At 42.5% G+C, this 12,263-nt stretch carries 9 protein-coding genes and 3 rRNA genes; 2 read left to right on the top strand and 10 right to left on the bottom strand.

What is annotated here, in order from left to right; all coding sequences use genetic code 11:
- Positions 1–8: 8 nt before the first annotated feature.
- Genes RCG20_RS11785 through RCG20_RS11775 form a run of 3 tightly spaced genes read right to left on the bottom strand, consistent with a single transcriptional unit; the run spans position 9 to position 2,116 of the window.
- Positions 9–1,082, bottom strand: coding sequence for a protein-arginine kinase McsB (locus RCG20_RS11785; RefSeq protein WP_308180351.1), 1,074 nt, complete (start codon positions 1,080–1,082; stop codon positions 9–11).
- A 1-nt stretch (position 1,083) separates the two neighbouring features.
- Positions 1,084–1,632 (bottom strand): protein-arginine kinase activator protein McsA, encoded by a 549-nt coding sequence (locus tag RCG20_RS11780; protein WP_308180350.1) that lies wholly within the window; start codon positions 1,630–1,632, stop codon positions 1,084–1,086.
- 22 nt (positions 1,633–1,654) lie between these two features.
- Entirely contained in the window at positions 1,655–2,116 is a 462-nt protein-coding gene (locus RCG20_RS11775) for a CtsR family transcriptional regulator (RefSeq protein ID WP_308180349.1), read from the bottom strand.
- 316 nt (positions 2,117–2,432) lie between these two features.
- On the opposite strand from RCG20_RS11775, the gene RCG20_RS11770 reads away from it, so the two are divergent.
- Together RCG20_RS11770 and RCG20_RS11765 are read left to right on the top strand one after the other, a co-directional pair.
- Positions 2,433–2,774 carry an HIT family protein gene (locus RCG20_RS11770; RefSeq protein WP_374120463.1) on the top strand — a complete coding sequence of 114 codons (342 nt, stop codon included), beginning with the start codon at positions 2,433–2,435 and terminating at the stop codon, positions 2,772–2,774.
- A gap of 19 nt (positions 2,775–2,793) precedes the next feature.
- Complete coding sequence (locus RCG20_RS11765; RefSeq protein ID WP_308180346.1) at positions 2,794–3,240, top strand: NUDIX hydrolase; 447 nt, start codon at positions 2,794–2,796, stop codon at positions 3,238–3,240.
- A 187-nt stretch (positions 3,241–3,427) separates the two neighbouring features.
- On the opposite strand, the gene rrf is transcribed toward RCG20_RS11765, so the two are convergent.
- From rrf to folK, 7 genes are all read right to left on the bottom strand, one after another.
- Positions 3,428–3,543: ribosomal RNA gene (rrf, locus tag RCG20_RS11760) — 5S ribosomal RNA — on the bottom strand.
- A gap of 74 nt (positions 3,544–3,617) precedes the next feature.
- Positions 3,618–6,550, bottom strand: a 23S ribosomal RNA gene (locus RCG20_RS11755).
- 283 nt (positions 6,551–6,833) lie between these two features.
- Positions 6,834–8,382 (bottom strand): 16S ribosomal RNA (locus RCG20_RS11750).
- Together the 16S, 23S and 5S rRNA genes form the textbook arrangement of a ribosomal RNA operon.
- A 365-nt stretch (positions 8,383–8,747) precedes the next feature.
- Positions 8,748–10,232 (bottom strand): lysine--tRNA ligase, encoded by a 1,485-nt coding sequence (lysS, locus tag RCG20_RS11745; RefSeq protein WP_308184335.1) that lies wholly within the window; start codon positions 10,230–10,232, stop codon positions 8,748–8,750.
- Positions 10,233–10,536: 304 nt separating this feature from the next.
- Positions 10,537–11,538, bottom strand: coding sequence for a tRNA dihydrouridine synthase DusB (gene dusB / locus RCG20_RS11740; protein ID WP_308180345.1), 1,002 nt, complete (start codon positions 11,536–11,538; stop codon positions 10,537–10,539).
- A 32-nt stretch (positions 11,539–11,570) separates the two neighbouring features.
- Entirely contained in the window at positions 11,571–11,783 is a 213-nt protein-coding gene (locus RCG20_RS11735) for a helix-turn-helix domain-containing protein (RefSeq protein WP_308180344.1), read from the bottom strand.
- On the bottom strand, positions 11,735–12,262 hold the full coding sequence (gene folK / locus RCG20_RS11730; protein ID WP_308180343.1) for a 2-amino-4-hydroxy-6-hydroxymethyldihydropteridine diphosphokinase: 528 nt from the start codon (positions 12,260–12,262) through the stop codon (positions 11,735–11,737). Before folK ends, RCG20_RS11735 begins: the two co-directional genes overlap by 49 nt.
- Position 12,263: the final 1 nt, after the last annotated feature.

Raw genomic sequence — 12,263 nt, 5'->3', positions numbered from 1 at the left:
TCTCCTCCTCACCTTTTATCCAATTCCATTTTTAAGCGCTCCCTTATGAGAGCTGCCCTTCTAATATCCCGCTCATGCGGTCTTAATGGCCCTCCTGCATACTGTTGAAGAAAGCCTGGCTGTGTTAATATCATTAACTCATTAAAAGCTTTTTTTGAGATATCTTGAATGTATCCTAAATCAATTCCTAGCCGAACATCGGATAAACATCTTGCTGCTTCTTTTGTTTCAATAATTCGGCTGTTAGATAAAACTCCAAGTGAGCGAAACACTCTATCTTCTAATTGTATGTTTGAAGTCTTTCGTAATGCTTCGCGTGTTGACCTTTCTTGGCTAATTAACTGGTTAACAAGACTTTTCAAATCCTCAACAATATCTTCTTCTGATTTTCCAAGAGTGATTTGGTTGGAAATTTGAAATAGATTTCCAAGTGCTTCACTCCCCTCACCATAGATCCCTCTCACCACAAGCCCTAGTTGATTAATCGCAGGAATTATTCGATTTATTTGCTGCGTTAAAACCAATCCTGGTAAATGCATCATGACTGATGCACGAAGTCCAGTACCGACATTCGTTGGACAGCTAGTTAAATATCCATGTTTTTCATCAAATGCATAATGGATTTGGCTCTCCAACAAATCATCTATATTATTAGCAGCTTCTAATGATTCAGATAGCTGGAATCCAGGAAATAAACACTGTATTCGAATATGGTCCTCTTCGTTGACCATTATACAGACTTCTTCATTTTCCGTTAAAAGGCATGCCCCAAAAGGTGAATCTTCAGCAAGTTGAGGACTGATCAAATGCTTTTCTACTAAAACCCTTTTCTGAAGAAGTTGTAGCTCATCTATCTTCAATAATTCCATTTTACCGAATTTTTCAAAGTCTAATTGGTCTAAAATCTCCTCCATTTGCAAAATAATTGATTTTGCTTCTTCTCGTGAAAACAATGTTGGAAATTTAAATTCTTCAAAGTTTCGAGCTAAACGGATTCGTGAACTTAAGACAATATCGTCGTCAGGCCCTTCTTCGCTCATCCATGAACTCATAGCTTTATTGATAAAGTGCTCAAGTGACATGTTATTCCCCTCCCTCTTGAGTATCCGATAATTCCTTTTCAAGGGATCGAACTTCATCTCGAATCTCCGCAGCCTTTTCAAATTCTTCATTTATGATTAATACCCTAAGTTGATCTTTAAGTTCCCCAATCTTTTTACGTAAGTGAATTCCTCCACCAATTCTTTTAGGAACCTTACCATTATGAGCCCAATTCCCGCTGTGTAGACGTTTCAAAACTGGTTTTAATTGATCTTTAAAAGTATCGTAACAATAAGCACATCCGAAGCGGCCTACCTTTACAAACTGCGGAAATGTCATCGAACATCTTTCACATTGGAGGATTTCCTCTTGATGAAATGCATTTTGGCTCTCTTGCTGAAATGAAGAATCAATATTGAGTAACCCAGCCAACAAATTATTAAAAGTAAAACCAGATCCCCCATTAAACATAAACATTTCACCTTTTTCCTGGGCACATTTCTCACAAAGGTGAACTTCTGTCTTTTCACCATTAATAATTTTTGTGAAATGCAGGGTTGCCGGTCTTTGATTACACTCCTGGCAGATCATACTCTCACCTCTCCTGCTCGCTTTATTTATATTTTAAAGTTGTTATCATTGCTTTTAGCATTCTTGAACGTAATTCATCCCTATATGGTAGATCAATGTAAAGTACCGATCGATCAATTACACTTAACATAATTTTGGCTTCCCTACTTGTAATGATCTCCTCCTGGATAAGTCTATAAATAACATCTTCGGCACTTGTTTGACTAATCCTGTTTTGAAAAAGTGACAATAATTGATCTATTAAATCTACCAAATCATGCGATTGAACCTTTATGATTCTAATGTAGCCCCCACCGCCCCGCTTACTTTCTACCAAATAGCCTCTTTCAATCGTAAAACGGGTATTTATAACATAGTTAATTTGTGACGGCACACATTGAAATTTATCAGCAACCTCACTGCGCTTTATTTCTACCAGATCATCTTCGCTCATTTCTAAAACCTTTTTTAAGTAACCTTCTATTATATCGGAGATGTTTCTCATCTGCCCACCCCCCCTATCTGACTTTGACTATATTTGACATAGATTATACATGATAATCCTCTTAAGTTGCAACGATCTGATACTATGATATTTTCTCCAATTCTCGCCATGGTAAAACATACTTCTTTCCAGTCATTGATATTATGTCTAAAAAAAGAAAAAAAGAGAGAAAAAAGAATCCATTTAAGGATACTGGGGTTCTCACTAGGGATACAAAAAGGCAAATATCATAATTAAACGATGCAATTGAAGAAGGATATTATTGTAAACATATAGAATAACTAAAAAATATTCAACTCTATATGGAGGAAATATGGTGACAGACCAACTTGATGATTTTTATTGTGATGAGGTTCTAAGTGGAAATACGCCTGTGACAGCTGTATTAGAAACGGAAAATGTACTTGCCTTTTATCATACTCGTCCTTTTTATGAAGAACATATTGTAGTAATACCGAAAACACATATCCTATCAATTATTACAGTTCACCAAGATGAAATGAATATTATGGTAGAAATATTTGGTGTTATTAAAGAGATTGCGGCAATAATGGATACCAAATTCGGTGCATGTACTGTTTCTACAAACATTGGTGCATATCAAAGCAATAAACATATGCACTGGCATGTACACTATGGAGATCGTATTAGGGACTAAAATACCGATAGGGGGATATATGACTGGGTACACAAAGGAAATAAGAGAACTAATAGGTAGCAGGCCATTTATTTTAGTTGGTTCTACTATTGTAGTTATGAAGGGTACAAAAAAGATATTATTCCAATATCGCTCTGATACAAAAGAATGGGGTTTGCCAGGTGGAGCAATGGAAGTTGGTGAAAGCTTAGAACAAACTGCCGAACGTGAACTCTTTGAAGAAACTGGCTTAAAAACAAAGCATTTAAAATTTATTGATATTTTGTCAGGAAAAAATCTTTATTTTAAATATCCTAATGGCGATGAAGTCTATAATGTTATATGTGTTTACTTAGCAGAGGGTACTAGTGGTACGTTAGCTATGAATGATGGTGAAAGTTTGGCCTTGAAGTATTTTTCCATTAACGACTTACCTTCCCCACTTGATGGTAGAGCTAAGATAATTATTGAAAAATTTTTTATATAGGTAACCTTTTTCAACTGATGAGTGCTTTACTCGAAGAAGAAGCCGTGTTTAAAAACATTAATAGCACGATATAAGGGATAATGCTGAAAAATTTTCTTTTTTTAAAGCCAAAAATACCCTTTAGTAAAAAGCCACTTATTCTATAATACAAAAAAGGACAACCCAATTAAGGTTGTCCTTTTAATTTGCCCGGCAACGTCCTACTCTCACAGGGACAAAGTCCCAACTACCATCGGCGCAAAGAAGCTTAACTTCCGTGTTCGGTATGGGAACGGGTGTGACCTTCTTGCCATAATTACCGGACTATTTTTTTTGAGGCTTATTCCCTCAAAACTAGATAATGCAGAAGAAGTATTAAGAACGAGATCGCTTTAAAAATGGTTAAGTCCTCGATCGATTAGTATCAGTCAGCTCCACATGTTGCCACGCTTCCACCTCTGACCTATCAACCTGATCATCTTTCAGGGATCTTACTAGCTTGACGCTATGGGAAATCTCATCTTGAGGGGGGCTTCATGCTTAGATGCTTTCAGCACTTATCCCGTCCGCACATAGCTACCCAGCGATGCCTTTGGCAAGACAACTGGTACACCAGCGGTGCGTCCATCCCGGTCCTCTCGTACTAAGGACAGCTCCTCTCAAATTTCCTGCGCCCACGACGGATAGGGACCGAACTGTCTCACGACGTTCTGAACCCAGCTCGCGTACCGCTTTAATGGGCGAACAGCCCAACCCTTGGGACCGACTACAGCCCCAGGATGCGATGAGCCGACATCGAGGTGCCAAACCTCCCCGTCGATGTGGACTCTTGGGGAGATAAGCCTGTTATCCCCGGGTAGCTTTTATCCGTTGAGCGATGGCCCTTCCATGCGGAACCACCGGATCACTAAGCCCGACTTTCGTCCCTGCTCGACTTGTAGGTCTCGCAGTCAAGCTCCCTTGTGCCTTTACACTCTGCGAATGATTTCCAACCATTCTGAGGGAACCTTTGGGCGCCTCCGTTACTCTTTAGGAGGCGACCGCCCCAGTCAAACTGCCCACCTGACACTGTCTCCCACCCAGATATGTGGGTGTGGGTTAGAATTTCAATACAGCCAGGGTAGTATCCCACCGACGCCTCCACCGAAGCTAGCGCTCCGGCTTCTCAGGCTCCTACCTATCCTGTACAAGCTGTACCAAAATTCAATATCAGGCTACAGTAAAGCTCCACGGGGTCTTTCCGTCCTGTCGCGGGTAACCTGCATCTTCACAGGTACTATAATTTCACCGAGTCTCTCGTTGAGACAGTGCCCAGATCGTTACGCCTTTCGTGCGGGTCGGAACTTACCCGACAAGGAATTTCGCTACCTTAGGACCGTTATAGTTACGGCCGCCGTTTACTGGGGCTTCAATTCAGAGCTTCGCTTGCGCTAACCCCTCCTTTTAACCTTCCAGCACCGGGCAGGCGTCAGCCCCTATACTTCGCCTTGCGGCTTCGCAGAGACCTGTGTTTTTGCTAAACAGTCGCCTGGGCCTATTCACTGCGGCTCTTCGAGGCTATTCACCCAAAGAGCACCCCTTCTCCCGAAGTTACGGGGTCATTTTGCCGAGTTCCTTAACGAGAGTTCTCTCGCTCACCTTAGGATTCTCTCCTCGCCTACCTGTGTCGGTTTGCGGTACGGGCACCATTTATCTCGCTAGAGGCTTTTCTTGGCAGTGTGGAATCAGGAACTTCGGTACTAAATTTCCCTCGCTATCACAGCTCAGCCTTCACGTCAGCGGGATTTGCCTCACTGACAGCCTAACTGCTTAGACGCGCATATCCAACAGCGCGCTTACCCTATCCTTCTGCGTCCCCCCATTGCTCAAACGATAAAGAGGTGGTACAGGAATATCAACCTGTTATCCATCGCCTACGCCTTTCGGCCTCGGCTTAGGTCCCGACTAACCCTGAGCGGACGAGCCTTCCTCAGGAAACCTTGGGCATTCGGTGGATGAGATTCTCACTCATCTTTCGCTACTCATACCGGCATTCTCACTTCTAAGCGCTCCACTAGTCCTTACGATCTAGCTTCAACGCCCTTAGAACGCTCTCCTACCACTGACATCTAAGATGTCAATCCACAGCTTCGGTGATACGTTTAGCCCCGGTACATTTTCGGCGCAGAGTCACTCGACCAGTGAGCTATTACGCACTCTTTAAATGGTGGCTGCTTCTGAGCCAACATCCTGGTTGTCTAAGCAACTCCACATCCTTTTCCACTTAACGTATACTTTGGGACCTTAGCTGGTGGTCTGGGCTGTTTCCCTCTTGACTACGGATCTTATCACTCGCAGTCTGACTCCCACGGATAAGTCTTTGGCATTCGGAGTTTGTCTGAATTCGGTAACCCGATGAGGGCCCCAGTCCAAACAGTGCTCTACCTCCAAGACTCTTACTACGTGAGGCTAGCCCTAAAGCTATTTCGGAGAGAACCAGCTATCTCCAAGTTCGATTGGAATTTCTCCGCTACCCACACCTCATCCCCGCACTTTTCAACGTGCGTGGGTTCGGGCCTCCATACAGTGTTACCTGGACTTCACCCTGGACATGGGTAGATCACCTGGTTTCGGGTCTACGACCACATACTCATTCGCCCTATTCAGACTCGCTTTCGCTGCGGCTCCGTCTTTTCAACTTAACCTTGCATGTAATCGTAACTCGCCGGTTCATTCTACAAAAGGCACGCCATTACCCATTAATGGGCTTTGACTACTTGTAGGCACACGGTTTCAGGAACTATTTCACTCCCCTTCCGGGGTGCTTTTCACCTTTCCCTCACGGTACTGGTTCACTATCGGTCACTAGGGAGTATTTAGCCTTGGGAGATGGTCCTCCCTGCTTCCGACCGGATTTCACGTGTCCGGCCGTACTCAGGATCCACTCAGGAGGGAACGAAGTTTCAACTACAGGGCTTTTACCTTCTACGGCTGACCTTTCCAGGTCGCTTCATTTACCCCGTTCCTTTGTAACTCCATATTGAGTGTCCTACAACCCCAAGAGGCAAGCCTCTTGGTTTGGGCTATTTCCCGTTTCGCTCGCCGCTACTCAGGGAATCGCGTTTGCTTTCTCTTCCTCCGGGTACTTAGATGTTTCAGTTCCCCGGGTCTACCTTCAATACCCTATGTATTCAGGTAAAGATACTGCTCCATTACGAACAGTGGGTTCCCCCATTCGGAAATCTCCGGATCAAAGCTTACTTACAGCTCCCCGAAGCATATCGGTGTTAGTCCCGTCCTTCATCGGCTCCTAGTGCCAAGGCATTCACCGTGCGCCCTTTCTAACTTAACCTATAGACAAATGATCAGTAATGAATTTCTTCATCAGCTGGTTTGTCTTACTACTCTTATAAATAAGAGAGAAAACTAAAATGGCGATTACTCGGTTCTTACTTGACTTCTTCTTACGATTATCTAGTTTTCAAGGAACAATACTTCATCTTGCCTTGCGATAATGACTACTCGCAGAGACAAAAAAATAAAGCTTCGAGGAATTACTCCCTCAAAACTAAACAAACAAGAAACGTCAGAGCAAACATTTTATATCTGACCCAAAGTCAGAATATATTCCTTAGAAAGGAGGTGATCCAGCCGCACCTTCCGATACGGCTACCTTGTTACGACTTCACCCCAATCATCTGTCCCACCTTAGGCGGCTGGCTCCTTACGGTTACCCCACCGACTTCGGGTGTTACAAACTCTCGTGGTGTGACGGGCGGTGTGTACAAGGCCCGGGAACGTATTCACCGCGGCATGCTGATCCGCGATTACTAGCGATTCCAGCTTCATGTAGGCGAGTTGCAGCCTACAATCCGAACTGAGAATGGTTTTATGGGATTCGCTTAACCTCGCGGTTTTGCAGCCCTTTGTACCATCCATTGTAGCACGTGTGTAGCCCAGGTCATAAGGGGCATGATGATTTGACGTCATCCCCACCTTCCTCCGGTTTGTCACCGGCAGTCACCTTAGAGTGCCCAACTGAATGCTGGCAACTAAGATCAAGGGTTGCGCTCGTTGCGGGACTTAACCCAACATCTCACGACACGAGCTGACGACAACCATGCACCACCTGTCACTCTGTCCCCCGAAGGGGAAAGCCCTATCTCTAGGGTTGTCAGAGGATGTCAAGACCTGGTAAGGTTCTTCGCGTTGCTTCGAATTAAACCACATGCTCCACCGCTTGTGCGGGCCCCCGTCAATTCCTTTGAGTTTCAGCCTTGCGGCCGTACTCCCCAGGCGGAGTGCTTAATGCGTTAGCTGCAGCACTAAAGGGCGGAAACCCTCTAACACTTAGCACTCATCGTTTACGGCGTGGACTACCAGGGTATCTAATCCTGTTTGCTCCCCACGCTTTCGCGCCTCAGCGTCAGTTACAGACCAGAAAGTCGCCTTCGCCACTGGTGTTCCTCCACATCTCTACGCATTTCACCGCTACACGTGGAATTCCACTTTCCTCTTCTGTACTCAAGTCCCCAGTTTCCAATGACCCTCCACGGTTGAGCCGTGGGCTTTCACATCAGACTTAAAGGACCGCCTGCGCGCGCTTTACGCCCAATAATTCCGGACAACGCTTGCCACCTACGTATTACCGCGGCTGCTGGCACGTAGTTAGCCGTGGCTTTCTGGTTAGGTACCGTCAAGGTACCGGCAGTTACTCCGGTACTTGTTCTTCCCTAACAACAGAACTTTACGACCCGAAGGCCTTCATCGTTCACGCGGCGTTGCTCCGTCAGACTTTCGTCCATTGCGGAAGATTCCCTACTGCTGCCTCCCGTAGGAGTCTGGGCCGTGTCTCAGTCCCAGTGTGGCCGATCACCCTCTCAGGTCGGCTACGCATCGTCGCCTTGGTGAGCCGTTACCTCACCAACTAGCTAATGCGCCGCGGGCCCATCTGTAAGTGACAGCCGAAACCGTCTTTCAGCTTTTCCTCATGTGAGGAAAAGGATTATCCGGTATTAGCTCCGGTTTCCCGAAGTTATCCCAGTCTTACAGGCAGGTTGCCCACGTGTTACTCACCCGTCCGCCGCTAATTTTTAGGAGCAAGCTCCTAAAAATTCGCTCGACTTGCATGTATTAGGCACGCCGCCAGCGTTCGTCCTGAGCCAGGATCAAACTCTCCATAAAAGAAAGTATGAGTTTAGCTCATAGTTTACGTTGGCTAGTGTTGCTATAAGCAAACACTATATTTTTGTTTGTTTGTTGACGTTTTTGTTTGTTTAGTTTTCAAGGAGCTATTTACTCTATCGCTCAGAAGCGACTTAATAATAATACCAAGTTATCAATCAAAAGTCAATAACTTTTTTTGAAATTGTTTTTTTGCCTTTGTTACTGTTTTGCAGCAACATTTAATACTATATCACCTTTATTTAATTAGCGCAACATCATTTTTAAACAAAATTAAAAGAAACAATTTTCAAATTCTTTCGCAGCTACCCTTTCCTTTTCTAAAATAAAAAGTGCCGAATCTTTTTCGGCACTTTACAGATTAATTAGCGATGACGCATTAACGGGAATAATAGTACATCGCGAATGGATGGAGAATTTGTTAAAAGCATAATTAGGCGGTCTATTCCAATCCCTAAACCACCCGTTGGAGGCATACCATATTCAAGGGCCTCTACGAAATCCTCGTCCATCATATGGGCTTCATCGTTTCCTTGTTCACGTTCCTTTAATTGGGCTTCAAAACGTTCTCTTTGATCAATTGGGTCATTTAATTCAGTAAATGCATTTGCATGTTCGCGTGCAACAATAAACAATTCAAAACGATCTGTAAATCTTGGGTCTTTATCATTTTTCTTAGCCAGTGGAGAGATTTCAACTGGATGCCCATAGATAAATGTTGGCTGAATTAACTTGTCCTCAACCTTTTGCTCAAAGAATTCATTAACAATATGGCCATAAAGCATATGGTCATTAATTTCCACGCCATGTTTATGAGCTAGTTCTCTAGCCTCATCCACGGTCATTTCTGTCCAAAAGTCAGCACCCGTGTGTTCTTTAATTGCATCAACCATGTGAAGTCTTTTCCATTCCGGCTTGAGGTTTACTTCATATTCACCATACTGAACAGTTGTTGTGCCTAATACCTCTTGGGCAATATGGGCAACTAAGTTTTCAGTTAAACTCATGATATCTCGGTAGTCAGCATAGGCTTCGTATAGCTCGATCATGGTAAATTCTGGGTTATGACGAGTGGATACCCCTTCGTTACGGAATACTCGGCCAATTTCATATACTTTTTCAAGGCCACCAACAATTAGCCGTTTTAAATGAAGTTCAATTGCGATCCGCATAAACAATGGCATATCTAAAGCATTATGATGTGTAATAAACGGACGTGCAGAAGCACCACCTGCAATCGCATGCATCATTGGTGTTTCTACTTCTAAATAGCCATGATCATCTAAATAGCGCCTCATTGCTTGAATAATTCGGCTTCTCATTATAAAAGTTGATTTACTTTCTTGGCTCATAATGAGATCTAAATAACGTTGACGATAGCGCTGCTCAACATCCTTTAATCCATGGAATTTATCTGGTAGTGGACGAAGTGCTTTTGTTAAAAATACAAAATCTTGAACCTTTATAGATAATTCTCCAGTCTTTGTTTTGAAGAGCACTCCAGTAACACCGATAATATCTCCTAAATCTGTAGAATTAAAAACTTTATACTGTTCTTCTCCTATTATATCCTGTCTAATATAAACTTGGATTTGCCCTGTTACATCTTGGATATGTGCAAAGCCCGCTTTACCTTTTCCTCTTTTAGTCATGATACGTCCAGCAAGTGTGACAATGACATTTTTTACTTCTAGATCTTCATTTTCTAATTCGCTGTATTGTTCAACTAATTCCTTTGAACTATTAGTACGTTCGAAACGTTTACCAAAGGGATCCATGCCACTTTCTCGCATTGCACTCATTTTTTCACGTCTAACCAGCAATTGGTCATTTAATTCCTCTTGACTCATCCTAATCAACTCCATTTAAAATATCTTCCTATGTAATAAAGGAAAAATTCCGAAATAAATTTAGTTACATACCTTATTATTCTACACAATCTTTCTAATTCAGACATTAAAAAAGGATAAAATAAAGAAAACTCGCCGATTGGCGAGCCCCTAAGGGCGATAACAGAGGCGTAGTTGCCCCTATGCGCTAGCAGAATTTATGGATATAAATTCTGATTAGCTAAAGAAAAACTGCCAGTTAATGCCCTGGCAGATTGCTTATTTACCAAAAAAATTATAGAAAAGGAGGGGGGGAATGTCAATATTACCCTACAATTACTTGTGTTTGCCCCATCTCTTCTGCCTCAAAAACTAGCTGATTTAATAGTGAAACTAGTTCATCCCTTGTATGGCACTCATTAATCGAATTTCTAGTCTTTGCGTTCCCTCGGATACCTTTGAGATACCAAGCTGTATGCTTTCGCATTTCACGGACGGCAACATTTTCATTCTTGAGGTTAATCAACCGGTCCAAGTGCAAGAGACAAACATCAATTTTCTCACGGATTGACGGCTCCCCTAAAAGTTTACCTGTCTCAAGATATTGAACAGTGCGATAAATCATCCAAGGATTACCCAAAGCAGCCCGACCAATCATGACTCCGTCACAACCAGTCTCATCAAGCATTCTCTTTGCATCCTGTGGTGTTTGAACGTCACCATTTCCAATAACGGGAATATTTACAGACTGTTTTACTTCTCGAATAATATCCCAGTTCGCTTTTCCTTGATACATTTGTACACGGGTTCGACCATGAAGGGAAACTGCTTTCCCGCCTGCTCGTTCAACAGCCTGCGCATTTTTAACAGCATAGACATGTTGCTCATCCCAGCCCTTGCGCATTTTTACAGTAACAGGCTTTCCAACTACATCAACTACAGCGGAAACCATTTCATAAATTTTATCTGGATCAAGCAACCATTTTGCTCCTGCATCATTTTTTGTGATTTTCGGAACTGGACACCCCATATTAATATCAATAATATCTGCATTCGTATGTTGATCAACAAATTTCGCTGCTTCTACAAGAGTTCCCTTTTCGCCTCCGAAAATTTGCAAGCTTAACGGCTTTTCACGTTCATCAATAAATAACATATTCATTGTTTTTTCATTTTTATAAAGAATTCCTTTATCACTTACCATTTCAGCACAAACTAAACCGGCACCAAACTCTTTAACCGTTAAGCGAAATGCAGAGTTACACACACCGGCCATCGGGGCTAAAACAATTGGATTTTTCATGGTAATATCACCGATCTTTAACATGAAAAAGAGCCTCCATTTCTTAATTTATTTCATTACTTTTCCATAGGCGGCGTTAACTCTTCTAAACTAATATTTAAAGTTCGAGCTATTATTACAAGTAAATCTCCTGCTGGGAGGCGATTTCCTCTTTCAATCTCTCCTAATATCGATACCGAAATACCCAGTTGTTTCGCAAAACCTTCTTGTGTATACCCTTTTAGTTTTCGGTAAGCTCGAATACGTCTTCCCCATTTTTCTGCTTCCATATTCGGACTCCTTCTTTATCAGGTATTAGATTTAAATGCATTTCAAGAGGATCCTTTATACCCGGAATTTTAATGACTTGATTAATCTCTATAAGAGGGATCATAACAAAAGCTCTCTCTAGCATCCTAGGATGCGGAACAAGAAGCTTCTCTGATTCAATATTTTCTTGGTTATATAGGAGAATGTCAAGGTCTAATGTTCGAGGTCCCCATTTAATTTCCCGTTTTCTTCCAAGCTCCAATTCAATCCTTAAACATGTTTCTAATAATTCAATAGCGGTCCATGTAGTTTTAATCTCGATCACCATATTTAAAAATAAATCCTGATCCGCATACCCGACGGGATCCGTTTCATAGATAGAGGAGTAATTTACCAATTCTACTTCTAAATTACTCGTTAAACGTTTTATTGCTTTTATTAAATAATCATAACGGTTCCCCATATTTGAGCCAAGAGACAGATATGCTATGTTTTCCATG

Source organism: Neobacillus sp. PS3-40, from assembly GCF_030915485.1.
Taxonomy (GTDB): Bacteria; Bacillota; Bacilli; order Bacillales; family Cytobacillaceae; genus JAUZPL01.
The sequence above is the reverse complement of the archived record's forward strand: the minus strand, read 5'-3'. Positions and strand labels throughout refer to the sequence as shown.